General features: G+C 73.1%; 14 protein-coding genes. 12 read left to right on the top strand and 2 right to left on the bottom strand.

The window, feature by feature from the left end:
• Window positions 1-376: 376 nt before the first annotated feature.
• On the bottom strand, window positions 377-1,558 hold the full coding sequence (locus tag ACJOT3_RS10510) for an MFS transporter (RefSeq protein WP_406971368.1): 1,182 nt from the start codon (window positions 1,556-1,558) through the stop codon (window positions 377-379).
• An 84-nt stretch (window positions 1,559-1,642) separates the two neighbouring features.
• The gene (locus tag ACJOT3_RS10505; RefSeq protein ID WP_406971366.1) at window positions 1,643-2,974 is read right to left on the bottom strand and encodes a hypothetical protein; all 1,332 of its coding nucleotides are present in this window, start codon (window positions 2,972-2,974) and stop codon (window positions 1,643-1,645) included.
• A 169-nt stretch (window positions 2,975-3,143) separates the two neighbouring features.
• Here ACJOT3_RS10505 and uvrB point away from each other — a divergent pair, with 169 nt between their 5' ends.
• From uvrB to ACJOT3_RS10445, 12 genes are all read left to right on the top strand, one after another.
• Window positions 3,144-5,240 carry an excinuclease ABC subunit UvrB gene (gene uvrB, locus ACJOT3_RS10500; protein WP_406971364.1) on the top strand — a complete coding sequence of 699 codons (2,097 nt, stop codon included), beginning with the start codon at window positions 3,144-3,146 and terminating at the stop codon, window positions 5,238-5,240.
• A gap of 147 nt (window positions 5,241-5,387) precedes the next feature.
• A complete protein-coding gene (locus tag ACJOT3_RS10495) occupies window positions 5,388-5,822 on the top strand; it encodes a DUF3060 domain-containing protein (RefSeq protein ID WP_406971362.1) in 435 nt (144 codons plus the stop codon).
• A gap of 327 nt (window positions 5,823-6,149) precedes the next feature.
• Window positions 6,150-7,145: a GNAT family N-acetyltransferase gene (locus tag ACJOT3_RS10490; protein ID WP_406971360.1), complete on the top strand. Its 996-nt coding sequence runs from the start codon at window positions 6,150-6,152 to the stop codon at window positions 7,143-7,145.
• A gap of 101 nt (window positions 7,146-7,246) precedes the next feature.
• A complete protein-coding gene (locus tag ACJOT3_RS10485; RefSeq protein WP_406971358.1) occupies window positions 7,247-8,170 on the top strand; it encodes a hydroxymethylglutaryl-CoA lyase in 924 nt (307 codons plus the stop codon).
• Window positions 8,171-8,854: 684 nt separating this feature from the next.
• Window positions 8,855-10,495, top strand: a complete 1,641-nt coding sequence (gene pyrG, locus ACJOT3_RS10480; protein ID WP_406971356.1) for a CTP synthase — start codon at window positions 8,855-8,857, stop codon at window positions 10,493-10,495.
• A 42-nt stretch (window positions 10,496-10,537) separates the two neighbouring features.
• Window positions 10,538-11,203: an NUDIX domain-containing protein gene (locus tag ACJOT3_RS10475; RefSeq protein WP_406971354.1), complete on the top strand. Its 666-nt coding sequence runs from the start codon at window positions 10,538-10,540 to the stop codon at window positions 11,201-11,203.
• Window positions 11,200-12,237, top strand: coding sequence for a tyrosine recombinase (locus ACJOT3_RS10470; protein WP_406971352.1), 1,038 nt, complete (start codon window positions 11,200-11,202; stop codon window positions 12,235-12,237). The genes ACJOT3_RS10475 and ACJOT3_RS10470 overlap by 4 nt, the downstream gene beginning before the upstream one ends.
• Window positions 12,238-12,455: 218 nt before the next feature.
• The gene (locus ACJOT3_RS10465; RefSeq protein ID WP_406971350.1) at window positions 12,456-13,415 is read left to right on the top strand and encodes a ParA family protein; all 960 of its coding nucleotides are present in this window, start codon (window positions 12,456-12,458) and stop codon (window positions 13,413-13,415) included.
• Complete coding sequence (locus tag ACJOT3_RS10460; RefSeq protein WP_406971348.1) at window positions 13,412-13,804, top strand: hypothetical protein; 393 nt, start codon at window positions 13,412-13,414, stop codon at window positions 13,802-13,804. The genes ACJOT3_RS10465 and ACJOT3_RS10460 overlap by 4 nt, the downstream gene beginning before the upstream one ends.
• Window positions 13,805-13,944: 140 nt before the next feature.
• Entirely contained in the window at window positions 13,945-14,790 is an 846-nt protein-coding gene (locus ACJOT3_RS10455) for a segregation and condensation protein A (RefSeq protein WP_406971346.1), read from the top strand.
• Window positions 14,787-15,362: an SMC-Scp complex subunit ScpB gene (gene scpB / locus ACJOT3_RS10450; RefSeq protein ID WP_406971344.1), complete on the top strand. Its 576-nt coding sequence runs from the start codon at window positions 14,787-14,789 to the stop codon at window positions 15,360-15,362. Before ACJOT3_RS10455 ends, scpB begins: the two co-directional genes overlap by 4 nt.
• Window positions 15,363-16,893: 1,531 nt before the next feature.
• Window positions 16,894-17,948 (top strand): pseudouridine synthase (locus tag ACJOT3_RS10445; protein WP_406971342.1); only part of this gene is annotated, 1,055 nt, incomplete at its 3' end.

Here is a 17,948-nt window from a genome sequence, read left to right as displayed (position 1 = left end):
CCGCTACCGGTCGCCTCGCATCCGCCGAACCGGCACGCCGGAGCACGCCCCCGGCCGACGTTCCGCGCGTGGCCCGCCGCGGAGCCTGCCGGGATCCGGTACGGAGCCGCCCGGTGCGAGGCCCGCCGCAGGGCCCGGGACCGAGCCGACGGTGTCCTGGCACGAGACACGGTGCGGAGCAGCCCGGCACGGGGTCCGGTGCCCGTCGCTGTGCAACCTGGCGCGAGGCCCGGTGCGGGGCCGATGGGGTCTCGGCGCGGGGCCCGGCGCCTGGCAGCCCGGCACGGAGTCCGGTGGGTGCCCGCCACGTGCAGCCCGATGCGAGGCCCGGCACGGAGCCGATGGGGTCTCGGCGCGGGGCCCGGTGGGAAAGGCCTCAGTCCTCCGTCGGCTGCGGGGCCGCGGGCTCGGGGGACCGGGCCCGGCGTGGTCGGGGGATGTCCAGGGGCTCGCGGGGCGTGTCCTCGGCCTCGGGGTGCAGCGCGGCCGACAGCGAGGACCCGGCGTCCACGGCCTCGCGGACCAGTTCCTCCCGGACCGAGTGGGCGGCCCGCACGCTGAGCAGGCTGTCGTCGATCTCGTCGGTGTGCATGGCGCCGCGCGCGGTGGTCAGGGCCAGGTCGGCGTACTCGGCGGCGCGGTCGGCGATGGCCTGGCACTGCTCCCACTCGCGGTGGGCGGTCACCGCGGCGTGCACGCGCTCGCCGTAGTCGGCCAGGACGGTGATGCGCTCGGCCAGGGCGGTGTGGGCGCGGGCGACCGCCTCCTCCTGTGGCTGCAGGGCCCGCGTGACCTGTCTGGACACCGCCTCGCGCTTGCGCTGGACCAGCTCGCGGCGCAGGGCGCGCAGCCGCAGCAGCTCCTGCGACATGCGCCATTCCTCCTCGCGGAGCAGGGGCAGGGTGTGGGCGGCGTCGAAGGACGCGCCCAGCACGCGGGTGCCCTCCTCGACCCGGTCGGTGGCCTGCTGCAGGCGGGCGAACAGGTGGGCCTCGGGCTCCTCGTGCCGGGTGGCGTAGCTGTAGGGGCGGCCGAAGTCCTCGGGCAGGACGTACCGCCTGCGGTTCTCCGAGGCCAGCCGGGGCAGCATGCCCGGGCGCATGATGGCACCGGCCCCGCCGCCGGCGACGACGAGGTAGAGGGCGGCGGCGGAGGCGCTGCCGGGGACGGCGGCGGCCACCGGTTCCAGGACGTTGCCCAGGACCAGGTGGCCGGTCAGGACGGTGGCGGCGGACAGCGGCAGCGCCCAGAAGCCGTGCATGAGCAGGTCGGCCCAGTCGTCGGAGAGCGAGCCGCGGTCGGAGATCAGGCCCAGGACGGTGGCGGTGACGAGGAGGCACAGCAGGGCGATGAGCGGGGTGGCCGCACCGGGCACGAGCAGCGCGACCGCGGCCAGGGAGGTGCCGCCGGCGGCGGTGAGCGCGGCGCCGCGGCGCCAGGTGAGCCGTGAGGAGGGGCCGACCGAGTCCGGCAGCAGCCGCTCGGGATGGGCGCGCAGGCGGGTGATCGTCCGGCGCGGCAGGGTCGGATCGAAGGTGGGTCGGGAGGGATGGGACACGGCTGGCACCTCTATTCCGGGGGCACCGTTGTGCCGGGGGCACAGTGCGCTGAACTTGATGGTAACCCCGGGGTCCCTGCCCGGTCAGGGGTCTTCGGCGGCCTGTGGACAACCGCCCTTCCCGGTGGCGGCGTCGGCCCCGGCCGAACCGGCGGCTCCGACCCCGTCCCGCCCGGTTCCGGCGGCCCCACCGGCTCCGGCCTCACCAAGGTCCGCGTCGTCGTCCGCGCCCAGGCCGGTGTCGGCGGTCAGCCTGCGGGCGCGGGCCAGGGCCTCGCGGGCCAGCCGGACCCGGACGGCGAACGCGGCCTCGGCCTCCAGCCGGTCGAAGCCCAGCGCGGAGGCGGGAAGCGTGGTGTTCTCCGAGGTCAGGGCGAGTTCGATGTAGTGCTCGTGGCGGTCGGCGATGTCCAGGAGCTGGCGCCGTTCGGCCCGCCGGACCAGGGGTTCCTCGACGCGGGCGGCGGCGTCGGCGAGGGCGTCGATACGGCTGTCGACGATCTCCAGGGCGCGGGCGGCCGAACGCAGCCCGGCGGCGGCCGTGCTGGAGGCGCCGGCGGGGGCGCCGAGGGTCGCGCGGTGCAGCAGGGCGCCCAGCAGGGTGCGCCGGGCGGGCGGGGGCGGCGGGCCGTGTTCGTCGAGGACCCGTTGGTTCTTCATGCGGATCCCGCGGATGCGGTACAGGTCCCGGGCGGTCTCCCACCGCGTCTGCCGGGCGTCGGCGAGGATGCCGTCGAGGTCGGTGCAGGGTTCGAGTTCGTCGACGGCCGCGGCGATCCGGTCGACGGTGCGCTGCACGCGCATGTAGCGGTCGGCCTCGGGTTCGGCCGCGGGGTCCCACATGCCGCTGACGATGCCCAGGTCGTAGGGGAGCAGGTGGTCGTGGACGTGGCGGCCCGCGGGCGGCCGGTCGGGGTCCACGACCAGGACGCGGGAGGCCATGCGGTGCAGGGCCCGGCCGATGAGCCGGGTCAGGCCGATCAGGCCCAGGTTGACGGCGGTGAACATCGCCGCCACGACCAGGGTGGACTCCAGGTAGTAGGGATAGGTGTCCACGATCGCCACCACCGCGAGGGAGGCGGCGAACAGCGGGGGGAGCGTCACCAGGGCGACGGAGAGCGCCATCGCCGTGGTGAGCCGGTCCTCCCGGACCGGGGTTCCGGGCTCGCCGCGGAAGAGGTGGTACCAGGTCCGGCCCAGGCCGCCGCCCGCGATCAGGGCCACCGGGGCGCTGCCGATGACGAACCCCAAGGGGTGCGCCGCGCTCACCAGGAACGCGCCGGCGAGCAGGGCCGCGGTGCCTGTGCGGTGCAGCGGCCAGGGACGCCCGGCGCGGGGGTCGGGGCCGCCGGGCGGGGGCGGGTCGGGTCGGGGCCGGTGGACCGGGCGGGGGCGGTCCTGGGGGAGCGGGGCCATCTGCCACCTCGGGGGTCGTCCGGTCCCCCAGGGTAGGCGGAGGTCCCGCCCCGGCGGGGCGGCGCGTCCGCTTCCGGCCGCGGGATGTCGGAGGCGGTCGGTAGCGTTAGGAGGACGGGGATCCGTGTGCGCGGGGCCGGGTCCCGGGCGACGAGGGGATGAGGGCGACGTGCGACCGGTCACCGAGATCAAGCGCAGTGAGAACCCGTTCGAGGTGGTCTCGGACATGCGGCCGGCGGGCGACCAGCCCAAGGCGATCGAGGAGATCACCCGGCGGGTGCGGGGCGGCGACCCGCACACGGTGCTGCTGGGCGCGACCGGTACCGGCAAGACGGCGACGGTCGCCTGGACCGTCGAGCAGTTGCAGCGGCCCACGCTGGTGATGCAGCCCAACAAGACGCTGGCCGCGCAGTTCGCCAACGAGCTGCGGCAGATGCTTCCCAACAACGCGGTCGAGTACTTCGTGTCGTACTACGACTACTACCAGCCCGAGGCGTACGTCCCCCAGAGCGATACCTACATCGAGAAGGACTCCTCGATCAACGACGAGGTGGAGCGGCTGCGCCACTCGGCGACCAACTCGCTGCTCACCCGCCGGGACACGATCGTGGTGGCGTCGGTGTCGTGCATCTACGGCCTGGGCACGCCGCAGGAGTACGTGGACCGGATGGCGCAGCTGTCGGTGGGCATGGAGGTGGACCGCGACGACCTGCTGCGCCGCCTGGTGGAGATGCAGTACACCCGCAACGACGTGGCGTTCACCCGGGGCACGTTCCGGGTGCGCGGCGACACGATCGAGATCATCCCGGTGTACGAGGAGCTGGCGATCCGCATCGAGATGTTCGGTGACGAGATCGAGCGGCTGCTCACCCTGCACCCGCTGACCGGCGAGGTGCTGGGGGAGAGCCGGGAGATGTTCATCTTCCCCGCCTCGCACTACGTGGCCGGCGAGGAGCGCACCGCGCGGGCGGTGGGGACGATCGAGGCGGAGCTGGGCGAGCGGCTGGCCGAGCTGGAGGGGCAGGGCAAGCTGCTGGAGGCGCAGCGGCTGCGCATGCGCACCACCCACGACCTGGAGATGATCCGCCAGCTGGGGTCGTGCTCGGGCATCGAGAACTACTCGCGGCACTTCGACGAGCGCCCGCCCGGCAGCGCCCCCCACACGCTGCTGGACTACTTCCCCGACGACTTCCTGCTGGTGCTGGACGAGTCGCACGTGACGGTCCCGCAGATCGGGGCGATGTACGAGGGCGACGCCTCCCGCAAGCGGACCCTGGTGGACCACGGGTTCCGGCTGCCGTCGGCGCTGGACAACCGGCCGCTGAGGTGGGAGGAGTTCACGAAGAGGATCGGGCAGACGGTGTACCTGTCGGCGACCCCGGGCCGCTACGAGCTGCGCCAGAGCGGCGGCGACGTGGTGGAGCAGGTCATCCGCCCGACCGGGCTGGTGGACCCGGAGGTGCTGGTCAAGCCGACCGAGGGGCAGATCGACGACCTGGTGCACGAGATCCGGGTCCGGGCCGAGCGCTCCGAGCGGGTGCTGGTCACCACGCTCACCAAGAAGATGGCCGAGGACCTCACCGACTACTTCGCGGAGCTGGGCATCCGGGTGCGGTACCTGCACAGCGAGGTGGACACGCTGCGCCGGGTGGAGCTGCTGCGGGAGCTGCGGGTCGGCGAGTTCGACGTGCTGGTCGGCATCAACCTGCTGCGGGAGGGCCTGGACCTGCCGGAGGTGTCGCTGGTGGCGATCCTGGACGCCGACAAGGAGGGCTTCCTGCGGTCGGAGACCTCGCTGATCCAGACGATCGGCCGGGCGGCGCGCAACGTCGCCGGCCAGGTGCACATGTACGCCGACAACATCACCGATTCGATGAGGGCCGCGATCGAGGAGACCAACCGGCGCCGTGCCAAGCAGGTGGCGTACAACACCGAGCACGGGATCGACCCGCAGCCGCTGCGCAAGCAGATCGCGGACATCCTGGACTCCCTGAACAGGGAGGACGTGGACACCGAGGAGCTGATGGCGAGCGGGTACCGCGGCGCGGGCGCGGCGGCCAGGGCCCCGGTCCCGGCGCTGGGGGAGCGCGGTGTGGACGCGGCGAACATGCCGCGGGCGGAGCTGGCGGGCCTCATCGACCAGTTGAGCGCGCAGATGCACCAGGCGGCGGCGGACCTGAGGTTCGAGCTGGCGGCCCGGCTGCGGGACGAGATCGGGGAGCTCAAGCGCGAATTGCGCGGTATGGACGCGGCCGGAACCCCTTGAGCCGTCGGGCTTCCCGCCCGTTTCTGTCTCGGCGAGGACACGGTGGTGCAACGATCGGGTCGCGTAGTTACCTCCGCGTGACATAATCTTGGTCTTGCGCAGGATGTATGTCGCAATTGCCGGATGGATCCGGGTGTGGGGGAAACGATGAGGGCTCGACTCCAGGTGGCCGCCGGCGGCGCCGTGCTGCTCGGCACCATGCTGACCGGGTGCGGTCTGGCCTTCGGGCGCGAGGAGGTCGAGGGCCCCGACCTGCCCCCCGGGGCCGACGCCGTCACGATCCCCGAGGAGAACGTCAACGCCGACGACGTGCTCATCGTCGTCGACGACGGCTCGGAGATCCACGAGGAGTGCGCGGGCCGCGAGGTCGTGGTCTCGGCCAACGACGCCGTCGTGGTGCTGGACGGCTCCTGCGGCGTGGTCCGCGCCACCGGCCGCGGCTCCACCGTCGACGTCGGCTCGGCCGACAAGATCGTGCTGGTCGGGGTGGACAACACGATCTCCTTCGCGGGGGGCGAGCCCACCATCGTCAACCAGGGCCGCAACACCACCGTCGCCGAGGGCGGCGTCGCCCAGGAATGACCCGGCGCGGTACCCCGCCGCGGCGGTCCGGATACGGTGGTCCATGGCGGAACCCCGTACCACAACGGGAATCCGTGTCGGTGGATTGACCGCCCCGCCACCTGAGAGTGACCTTGGATCGGTTACGGTGGTCAGCGTCCACGTCCGCTTTGCGGCGGGCGGGGATGACGGATCGGGCGGATGCCACCACCGAGGGTGAACTTTCGGTGTCGGTCGGCTGTATCGTTCCCCCGCCCGACTCTGAGACGGTACGGTCGTTTCGTCCCGCTCGCGTCGAGGCGGCACGGCGGCGGGGTGGACACGTGAGACCCGCTAGGGGAGGGGTGGATGAGCGGTTATGTCGCACGGGTGCGACATGATGAGTCGCCCGGGGGCGATGCGGGCCTTGACCCGCTGGTGCGGTCCGCCGCCCAGCGCTGGGCGGCCGCTGACTCCCTGCTGCCCGAACCGGTGAGCTTCGCCGCCGACTCCTACCCCCTGCTGACCGTCAGCGACGAGGACGGCCGCACGGTCGCCGCCGGCGCCATGCACTACACCTGGTACCAGCCCGGCGAGGTCGGCCGGATCTGGGGCGTGCCCGACCAGCACTGGCTGACCCCCATCGTCGGCGGCCCCGAGCCCGCCCGCGCCCTGGACTCCCTGCTCACCAGCTGGCGCGACCAACTGGAGGACCTGCCCACCGGCACCGGCTCGGAGTCGGCCGCCCTGGTGAGCTGGCCCGCCCGCGACGTCTGCGGCATCGCCCCGCTCCAGCGCCACGGCCTACAGCCCTACACCGTGCTCGCCGCCCGCCAGCGCCGCCGGGGCGTGCCCCCGTCGCTGCCGCCGCGCGACGTCACCATCCGCCTGGCCGACCGCAGCGACCTCACCCAGGTGGTGGGCCTCCTCATGGAGGAGCACCGCTACGAGCAGCACTTCGGCGGCGTGTTCCTACAGCCCGACACCGCCGAGCAGACCCGCAAGGTGGCCGCCCGCGCCCTGGAGCGGGACCGCTCCTGGATCTGGCTGGCCGAGCGCCGCGGCCGCGCCGTGGGCCTGCTGTGGGTGTCCCCGCCCGAGCGCTCCCGCTGGGCCAAGTCCCTGGTCAAGGCGCGCCCCATCGCGCACATCGGCTACGGGGTGGTCACCGCCGCCGAACGCGGCAACGGCATCGGCACCGCCCTGGTCGGCCAGGCCCACCAGGCGCTGGACAGCCACGGGGTGGGCGTCTCGGTGCTCAACTACGCGGCCATGAACCCGCTGTCGGGCCCCTTCTGGCACCGCATGGGCTACCGCCCGGTCTGGACGACCTGGGAGATCCGCCCCGCCCTCGCCCTGCGCTGACCGACTCCGCACCACGCCGACCGGCCCCGCCGCCGCGCCCCCGCGGCCCGCTCGGCTAGCCTGTGCGCGAACGCAAGGGCGCGTGGTGAGGGGGCAGGGCCATGACCGTGGACGACCGGGGGCCGGTGGACGGCGAGCACGTCGAGATCGTCGAGGTGGGGCCGCGCGACGGGCTCCAGAACGAGGCGAGGGTGCTCTCGGTCGAGGACCGGATCGCGATGATCGACCGGGCCGCCGACGCGGGCGTGCGCCGGATCGAGGCGGTCAGCTTCGTCAACCCCAAGCGGGTCCCGCAGATGGCCGGGGCCGAGGAGATCATGAAGGGCGTGCGGCGCACCCCGGGCGTCTCCCACATCGGACTGGTCCTCAACCGGCGCGGCCTGGACCGCGCGGTGGAGGCCGCGGTGTCGGAGGTGAACGTGGCGGTGCCCGCCACCGACGGGTTCAGCGTCCGCAACCAGGGCAGCACCGTCGACGAGATGCTCGACGCGCTGGCCGACATCGACCGGGCCCTGGAGGGCACCGGCATCCCGCTGAGCGTCACCGTGTCGACGGCGTTCGGCTGCCCCTTCGACGGCGAGGTGTCCACCGAACGCGTGGTGGAGGTGGTGCGGCGCATCGCCGACACCTCCGCGGTGGAGATCGCGCTGGCCGACACCATCGGCGTGGGCGTGCCCCGCCAGGTCACCGAGCTCGTGGGCGCGGTGGCCGCGGTCGCGGGTGAGCGCGCGCTGCGCTGCCACTTCCACAACACCCGCAACACCGGGTACGCCAACGCCTGGGCGGCAGTGGAGGCCGGGGTGCGGGTGCTGGACTCCAGTGTGGGCGGGTTCGGCGGCTGCCCGTTCGCGCCCGCCGCGACCGGCAACATCGCCACCGAGGACCTGCTGTACCTGTTGCACCGCAGCGGGCTGCACACGGGGGTGAGCCTGTCGGGAGCCGCCGCCCTGGGCGACTGGACGGGCGAGCGCCTGGGCAAGGAGCCCCCGGCCTACCTGGGCCGCGCCGGGAACTTCCCCGCCTGACCGCCGCCCCCGCCGGCAGGTGGCGGTGGAGCGGCCGGAGACGGCATCCGCCCGACCACGCACGCCGGCCCCGCCGGGAGCACTCCGCCGGGACCGTCGCCGCCAGGACCCCGCAAGCACCTGGGAGCCGCGGCGCCCGACCGGCGCCGACCGCCCGAACACCGAGGCCGGTGCGGCCCGGGCGGCCCCGACGACCGTCCGCATGCCGGTGTGCCGGCCCCTCCGGCCGATGGCGCCGGTGGCCGGTCGTGCCTCGGCGGACGCCTCCCGCGGCGGGGCGGGTGCCGGTGCACGTGTGTGAGCGGTGTGACGGGTGGGGCGGGTGTGGCGAGTGGACGCGGCGGCGTGTGGTGTTCGTCGCGAACGGCGGGCGGCGGCGCGACCGCGGGCGGGGGTAGCGAACCCCGGCGGGAGGGCGTTCCCGGGCCGGTGACGCAGACGACACGCCACCCCGAACCGGCGCACCGGCCGGTAACCCCGGGGATCGCCGCAGGTCGCGGTGGGAACACCGGCCCCGGGAGCGGCGTTCTGCGGATGTGGTCCCGCGGGGGCCTGTTATCCTGGTGCCCCGTGGATGTCCTGCGCACCGAGCGATGATCCCACCGCTGCCGGAGCCGGACCGCCGCACGGCCGCTCTGGCTCCTCCGAGCCCGCCGTAGCCACTCAACCCACGGGAGCAACACTTTGGCATCCGCCGCGAGTACCAAGCACCTTTTCGTTACTGGCGGCGTCGCCTCCAGTCTTGGCAAAGGCCTCACCGCCTCCAGCCTGGGCCGCCTCCTGAAGTCGCGCGGCCTGCGGGTCACCATGCAGAAGCTGGACCCGTACCTCAACGTGGACCCCGGCACGATGAACCCGTTCCAGCACGGCGAGGTGTTCGTCACCGACGACGGCGCCGAGACCGACCTGGACGTGGGCCACTACGAGCGCTTCCTCGACACCGAGCTGTCGGCGACCGCCAACGTCACCACCGGGCAGATCTACTCCAGCGTCATCGCCAAGGAGCGGCAGGGCGCCTACCTCGGCGACACCGTGCAGGTCATCCCGCACATCACCAACGAGATCAAGTCGCGCATCTACGCGATGGACGACCCCGAGGTCGACATCGTCATCACCGAGATCGGCGGCACGGTCGGCGACATCGAGTCGCAGCCGTTCCTGGAGGCGGTCCGCCAGATCCGCCACGAGATCGGCCGGGACAACTGCTTCTTCCTGCACGTCTCGCTGATCCCGTTCCTGGGCCCCTCGGGCGAGATGAAGACCAAGCCGACCCAGCACTCGGTCGCCGCCCTGCGCAGCATCGGCATCCAGCCCGACGCCATCGTGTGCCGCTCGGACCGGCCCATCACCCAGAGCCTGAAGTCCAAGATCAGCCTCATGTGCGACGTGGACGAGGCGGGCGTGGTCTCCACCCCCGACGCCCCGTCCATCTACGACATCCCCAAGGTGCTGCACCGCGAGGGCCTGGACGCCTACGTCGTGCGCCGCCTGGGCATGCCGTTCCGCGACGTGGACTGGACCGAGTGGGACTCGCTGCTGCGCCGCGTGCACCAGCCCGACCACGAGGTCACCATCGCCATGGTCGGCAAGTACATCGACCTGCCCGACGCCTACCTGTCGGTCTCCGAGGCGCTGCGCGCCGGCGGGTTCGCCACCGACACCCGGGTGAACATCCGCTGGGTCGCCAGCGACAACTGCGCCAGCCCCTCGGGCGCGGCCGCCGAGCTGGACGGCGTCGACGGCATCCTCATCCCCGGCGGGTTCGGCGTGCGCGGCATCGAGGGCAAGATCGGCGCCATCCGCTACGCCCGCGAGAACCGCGTCCCGCTGCTGGGCATCTGCCTGGGCCTGCAGGCGATCGTCATCGAGTACGCGCGCAACGTGCTGGGCCTGGAGGGCGCCAACAGCACCGAGTTCGACGACAAGGCCGTCGACCCGGTCATCGCCACCATGGCCGACCAGGAGGACGTGGTCTCGGGCGAGCGCGACATGGGCGGCACCATGCGGCTGGGCCTGTACCCCGCCGACCTGGGCGAGGGCACCCTGGCGCGCGACCTGTACGGGGGCCAGGCGCAGGCGTCCGAGCGCCACCGCCACCGGTTCGAGGTCAACAACGCCTACCGGCCCAAGCTGGAGGAGGCGGGTCTGGTGTTCTCCGGGCTGTCCCCGGATGGCAAGCTGGTGGAGTACGTCGAGCTGCCCCGGGACGTCCACCCGTTCTACATCGCCACGCAGGCGCACCCGGAACTGCGTTCCCGGCCGACCAAGGCCAACCCGATGTTCCGCGGTCTGATCGCGGCGGCCTTGGAGAACAAGAAGTCCTGAAGGTGGGGCCGGGCGGGGCACGAGCCTGAGAGGCGAGAGCATATGAGTCACACCCGCCCGGCCGGAACCGACAACACGGGGGCGGACGCGAAGATCGCGGACGCCCCCGCGTCGTGGCCGGTGGAGCGGTCCGAGGACCGCTTCCGCTCCCGCCTGGTGGGCATGCGCACCGACTGGGTGCGGATGCCCGGCCCGGGCGGCCGCGGTACGAGCCTCGCCGCCCGCGACTACATGGAGCACCCGGGGGCCGCGGCCGCGCTGGCCCTGGACGACGCCGGCCGGGTGCTGCTGCAGCGCCAGTACCGGCACGCCACCCGGCACACGCTGTGGGAGCTGCCCGCCGGGATCATCGACGGCGAGGGCGAGGGTCCGCTGGCCACCGCCCGCCGCGAGCTGGTGGAGGAGGCGGGGCTGCGCGCCGACACCTGGCACGAGCTCGCCGACTTCTTCCCCAGCCCCGGCTTCTCCAACGAGCGCATTTACGTGTTCCTGGCCCGCGGGCTGTCGGAGGTGCCGGTCGAGGAGATCGACTTCGAGCGCCAGCACGAGGAGGCCGACCTGGTCGCCGAGTGGGTGCCGCTGGACGAGGCGGTGGGCCTGGCCCTGGCCGGGCGGCTGCACAACGGGGCGACGGTGATCGGCGTCCTGGCCGCGCACGCCGCCTCCCGCGAGGGCTTCACCGGCCTGCGCGAGCCCGCCGAGCCGTGACGGGCGCGGGCGGCCCCTCCGGGGTGGAGCGGGTGTGCGCGGCGTTCCTGGACCACCTGAGCGCCGAACGGGCGCTGGCCGACAACACACTGGCGGCCTACCGCGCCGACCTGCGCCGCTACGGTGAGCACCTGGCCGCGGCGGGGGTGGACGCCGTGGACGGGGTCACCCCCGTGGTGGTGGGCTCCTTTGTGCGGGCCCTGCGCGAAGGCGGTGACGGGCGGGCGCCGCTGGCGGCGGCGTCGGCGGCGCGCACCCTGGCCGCCGTGCGCGGCCTGCACCGGTTCGCGGTGCGCGAGGGCCGGGCCGCCGCCGACCCGACCGCGGACCTGGCCCCGCCCGCCACCCCCATGCGGCTGCCCAAGGCGGTCCCGGTGGAGACCGTCGAACGCCTGCTGGCGGCCGCCGGGCCGGTGGAGGCGCCCGCCGCCGGCGACCGGGCGGCCCTGCTCGCGCTGCGCGACCGGGCGCTGCTGGAGCTGCTGTACGGGACCGGGGCGCGCATCTCCGAGGCGGTCGGCGCCGACGTGGACGACGTGGCCGACGCCGTCGGCCTGGACGCCCCCGTGCCCGACGACCACGTGGGCCTGGTGCGGATCACCGGCAAGGGCGGCAAGGAACGGCTGGTCCCGCTGGGCTCCCACGCCCGGCGGGCGCTGGCCGCCTACCTGACACGGGCCCGTCCGGTGCTGGCCCGGGCCGGGCGCGGCCGGGGCGGCCCGGCGCTGTTCCTCAACGCGCGCGGCGGCAGGCTCACCCGCCAGGGCGGCTGGGGCGTGCTGGGGGCGGTGGCCGAGCGCGCCGGGGTGGAGGGGGTGTCCCCGCACACCCTGCGGCACTCGTTCGCCACCCACCTGCTCGACGGCGGCGCGGACATCCGGGTCGTGCAGGAACTCCTGGGGCACAGTTCGGTCACCACGACACAGGTCTACACACTTGTGACAGTCGACCGCCTGCGCGAGGTCTACGCGTCCAGTCATCCGCGCGCACACCGCAGAAGCGGCTCCGACCTGCGAGAAAGCCCGCAGGGATAGGGGGTTCGGCGGGTGCGGATCTTCGCATTCGGTTTCCCTCGGGGGCGAAGACGTGGGATTCTACACGTGGGTTTCGTTGAAGTGCGTCGTGTCGGCGTTCTAGAGTCGCCGCACAGAGGTACGTTGCTGTCGACATATTGAGTTTCCGACGGCCGCCAGGCTCCAGGGGCACGGCATCCCTTCGGGCCGTGGCCGGTCCGTAGGGGAGGTCCAGGGTTGTGAACTGGTCGGAGAACGACGCCGCCGCACACGATGCGGCCGTCGGCGAGCAGGAAATCGCCGACCCGGTGACCAACCCCTGGGGCACGACACGCAACACGGGGGCCGATCTGCACGCGTCAAGACCGGAGCGGACCTATCCGGTGCCAGAGCCTATCGACGAACACGGCCCGGCACGGATTGTAGCACTCTGTAATCAGAAGGGTGGGGTCGGTAAGACCACCACGACCATCAACCTCGGCGCCGCCATCGCCGAATACGGCAGACGGGTGCTGCTGGTCGATTTCGACCCGCAGGGAGCACTGTCCGTCGGCCTGGGCCGCCTCGACCCGCGCGAGCTGGACCTGACCGTCTACAACCTGCTCATGCAGCGGGACGTGACGGTCGAGGACGTCCTGCTCAAGACGGACATCGACGGCCTCGACCTGATCCCGAGCAACATCGACCTGTCCGCCGCCGAAGTCCAGCTGGTCGGAGAGGTCGCCCGCGAGCAGATGCTCGGCCGGGCGCTGCGCCCGGTGATCGACGACTACGACGTCGTCCTCATCGACTGCCAGCCCTCGCTGGGCCTGCTCACCGTCAACGCGCTCACCGCCGCCGACGGCGTCATCGTGCCGCTGGAGTGCGAGTTCTTCGCACTGCGCGGGGTCGCGCTGCTCATGGACACCATCCAGAAGGTCCAGGAGCGGCTCAACGAGGACCTCGTCATCGACGGGTTCCTGGGCACGATGTACGATCCGCGCACACTCCACGCCCGCGAGGTCCTGTCCACGATCATCGACGGGTTCGGCGACAAGGTCTACGGCACGGTCATCAACCGCACCGTGCGCTTCCCGGACGCCACCGTGGCGGGCGAGCCCATCACCAGGTTCGACTCGTCCTCGGCCGGCGCCAACGCCTATCGGGACCTGGCCAAGGAGGTGCTGGCGAGGTGGCCTCTCAGCGGTCGCGGCGCGTGACCCTACCCGGGGCGGACGAACTGTTCTTCCGCCCCAGCGGCACCGAGGTGGACGCGGTGCCCGACACGGAGACCGAACGCCAGTACACGGCACCGGAACAGCGAAGGACCGAGCCCCGCACGCGCCCCGCGCGCGCCAAGGGCTCCACCAAGGTGGTCGACGGCGCACCCAAGCCCAGCGGCAGGCAGCGCCACGACGAGAAGATCACCGTCTACATCTCCGGGCCCGAGCTGCTGGCCCTGGAGCAGACCCGGCTGTCGCTGCGCGCCGAGCACGGGCTGACCGCCGACCGGGGCCGACTGGTCCGTGAGGCCGTCGCCGTCCTGCTCGCCGACTTCGAGGAGCACGGGCCCGCCAGCATGCTGGTGCGGCGGCTGAGCGAGGACTGAACGGATCGACCAGGGGTCGAGCAACGCCCACCCGGTGTCGGAGGGGGTACCGGGGGGCGCGGACGAAGCGGGTGTCACCGGCGGGGTCAGGCCGGTGACACCCTTGTGCGTATGGGTAACGACGACGAGGGGCCGAGGGCATGACGGGCGGACCTGCCCCGGACGAGGCCGTGGAGGCGGGCGAGAACGCCTTCCTGGTGCACCTCGACAACTTCGAGGGGCCCTTCGACCTGCTGCTCGGGCTCATCGCCAAGCACAAGCTCGACATCACCGAGGTGTCGCTGTCGAAGGTCACCGACGAGTTCATCGCGCACATCCGCGCCCACGGGGAGGCCTGGGACCTGGACCAGGCCAGCAACTTCCTGCTCGTGGCCGCCACCCTGCTGGACCTGAAGGCGGCCCGGCTGCTGCCGCGCGGCGACGTCGAGGACGAGGAGGACCTGGCGCTGCTGGAGGCCCGCGACCTGCTGTTCGCGCGGCTGCTCCAGTACCGGGCGTACAAGGAGGTCGCGGCGTTCCTGCGCGACCGGCTGGCGGCGCAGGGCCGCCGGTACGCGCGCGCCGTGCCGCTGGAGGAGCGGTTCGAGGCGCTGCGGCCGGAGGTGCTGTTCAAGCTGGGGCCGCAGGAGTTCGCGGCGCTGGCCGGGATGGTGTTCACGCCCAAGGAGCCGCCGAGCGTCCCCGTCACCCACATCCACCAGCCCAAGACCTCCGTCAAGGAGCAGGGCGAGCTGATGGTGGCGGTGCTGCGCGAGCGCGGGAGCATGACGTTCGCGGAGCTGGCCGCCGAATGCGACGGTACCTTCGAGGTCATCGCGCGGTTCCTGGCCCTGCTGGAGCTGTACCGGGCCGCGAACGTGGGCTTCGACCAGCCCGAACCGCTCGGGCAGCTGGTCGTCACCTGGACCGGTGGCGACGCCGAGGTCGAGGTGGACAGCGAGTACGACGCCGAACCGGCGGACGGGGAGACGGGGGAGGACCAGTGACCGTGGAGGGGACCGCCGAGGTGCCGCCGACCCTGCGCCGCGACCTGGAGGCGGTGATGATGGTCGTCGACCAGCCGATCTCGGAGTACGACCTGGCCCGCGCCCTGGGGGTGCCGGTGGCGGTGGTCACCGAGGCGCTGGAATCGCTGTCGCGGGAATACACCGAGCAGGGCAGGGGTTTCGACCTTCGGGCGGTGGCCGACGGCTGGCGTGTGTACACGCGGCCGGAGTGCGCCGACATCGTGGAGCACTTCCTCAAGGAAGGGCAGGAGGTGCGGCTGACCCAGGCCGCGCTGGAGACGATGGCGGTGGTGGCCTACCGCCAACCGGTCTCCCGTGGCAGGGTCTCCGCGGTCCGCGGTGTCAACTGCGACGGCGTCATGCGTACCCTCGTACTGAGGGGGCTGATCGAAGAGTCCGGTCACGACCCGGAGTCCGGTGCCCTGCTGTACCGGACCACCTCCTATTTCCTGGAACGGCTCGGCCTGCGCAGCCTCGAAGAGCTGCCGGATCTGGCACCGTTCCTGCCCGACGACATCGAAGGTCTAGACGACACCGGTGAGCACACCTAACGAAAGTTCCCGCGGTGCGCGGGACGACGCCCCGCGCGGTGAGCGCGGCGATCGAAGCAACGAAGGCGGCGGCCGAGACCGCCGCGACGACCGAGGTCCCCGAGGCGGGGACGACCGCGGCCCGCGAGGCCGCGACGACCGCGGCCCCGGCGGCCGCTCCTACGGCGGGGACCGCGGCGGATACCGCGGCTCGCGTGACGGTGGTGACTCCCGTGGCGGGCGTGACTTCCGAGGTACTGGTGAGGGCCGCAGCGGCGGCCGTGATTTCCGTGGCGCAGGTGAGGGACGTTCCATGAGTGATTCTCGTGACGGTGGTGACCGTCGTTCCTACGGTGGTTCGCGCGACGGCGGCGACCGCGGTGGCTACCGCGGCGGCAGCGGCTCCGGCGGCGGCCGCTCCTACGGTGGCTCGCGTGAGGGCGGCTCCGGTGGTTACCGGGGCGGTGGTGACTCCCGTGGCTCCGGCGGCGGCCGCTCCTTCGGTGACCGCGACTCCCGTGGTTCGGGTGAGGGCCGTTCCTACGGTGGCTCACGTGACGACCGGGGCGGCCGTTCGTTCGGCGGCGACCGCGACTCGCGCGGCTCCGGTGGCGGGCGCTCCTTCGGGGGCTCGCGTGACGGCGGCTCCGGTGGTTACCGGGGCGGTGGTGACTCCCGCGGTTCCGGTGGCGGCCGTTCCTTCGGTGGCTCTCGTGACGGTGGTGACCGTGGTGGCTACCGCGGCGGGCGCGACGGTGGAGACTCCCGTGGCGGCCGTGACTTCGGCGGCTCCGGCGGCGGACGTTCCTACGGGGGCTCCCGTGACGGCGGCTCCGGTGGTTACCGCGGTGGGAGCGACTCCCGTGGTCAGGGTGGCGGGCGTTCCTTCGGGGGCGACCGTGACTCGCGTGGCCAGGGCGGCTACCGCGGCGGGCGTGACGGCGACGACCGCGGCCGTGGTGGCTACAGCGGTTCGCGTGACTCCCGTGACGGTGGCGGCTCGCGGGGCGGCCGTGACTTCGGCGGCTCCGGTAGCGGACGTTCCTACGGTGGTTCGCGTGACGACCGCGGCCAGGGCGGCGGCCGTTCGTTCGGTGGTTCCCGTGATGGCGGTGACCGTGGCGGCTACCGGGGCGGGAGCGACTCCCGTGGCCCCGGCGGTTCGCGCGACGACCGCGGCGGCCGCTCGTTCGGTGACCGCGACTCGCGCGGTCCCGGTGCCCGTTCCTACGGCGGCTCCCGTGACGGCGGCTCCGGTGGTTACCGCGGCGGTGGTGACTCCCGTGGCCAGGGTGGCGGGCGTTCCTTCGGGGGCGATCGCGACTCGCGTGGCCAGGGCGGCTACCGCGGCGGCGACGACCGCGGCCGTGGTGGCCACAGCGGTTCGCGTGACTCCCGGGGCGGCCGTGACTTCGGCGGCTCCGGCGGCGGACGTTCCTACGGGGGCTCGCGTGATGGCGGTGACCGCGGCGGCTACCGGGGCGGCAGTGACTCCCGTGGCCCCGGCGGTTCGCGCGACGACCGCGGCGGCCGCTCGTTCGGTGACCGCGACTTGCGCGGTCCCGGTGCCCGTTCCTACGGCGGCTCCCGTGACGGCGGTGACCGCGGCGGCTACCGCGGCGGGCGCGACGGCGGCGACTCGCGTGGCGGCCGTTCCTACGGCGGTTCGCGTGACGACCGCGGCGGGCGCTCCTTCAGCGGCGGGCGTGACGGTGACGACCGGCGTTCCTTCGAGGGCGACCGTGACTCGCGGCCCAAGAAGCCCAGGCACAAGGTCGACCACTCGGCCGACCTCCCCGGCGGCCGCAAGGTGCCCATGGGCGAGGTCAAGAGCGAGAACCAGCTCTCCAAGGCCGCCCGCGAGCGCCTCAACGCGCTGCGTTCGGAGTACGACCCCAAGGACGAGGACCGTCCCGACGAGGCCCGCGACAGCTACACCGACGTCGAGGGCGGCATCCGCCTCCAGAAGGCCCTCGCCGCCGCCGGTGTCGCCAGCCGCCGCGCCAGCGAGGAGATGATCGCCGCCGGCCGCGTCAGCGTGGACGGCGAGGTCGTCCGCCGCTTCGGCGCCCGGGTGGACCCGGAGAAGTCCGAGATCCGTGTCGACGGCATGCGCGTCGTCACCTCCCCGGACAAGCTCTACTTCGCGCTCAACAAGCCGCGCGGCGTCGTGAGCACCATGTGGGACCCCGAGGGCCGCCCCACCCTGGCCGACTACACCGGCCAGACCGAGGAGCGGATCTTCCACGTCGGTCGGCTCGACACCGAGACCGAGGGCCTCATCCTGCTCACCAACGACGGCGAGCTCTCCAACCGGCTCACCCACCCGCGGTACAAGGTCATCAAGACCTACATCGCCAAGGTGCCCGGCCCCGTCCCGCACAGCGTGGTCAAGCAGCTGCGCGCGGGCGTGGAACTGGAGGACGGCCCGGTCGAGGTCGACTCCTTCCGCGTGGTCGACAACGACGGTGCCAAGGCGCTGGTGGAGATCCGCCTCCACGAGGGCCGCAAGCACATCGTGCGCCGCCTCATGGAGGCGGTGGGCCACCCGGTCGCGGACCTGGCCCGCACCCAGGTCGGCCCGATCGACCTGAACACCCTCAAACT

This window comes from Nocardiopsis protaetiae (assembly GCF_045446735.1).
In the GTDB taxonomy this organism is placed as follows: Bacteria; Actinomycetota; Actinomycetes; order Streptosporangiales; family Streptosporangiaceae; genus Nocardiopsis; species Nocardiopsis protaetiae.
Note: the sequence above shows the minus strand (reverse complement) of the source record. Positions and strands in the feature narration are given on the sequence as shown.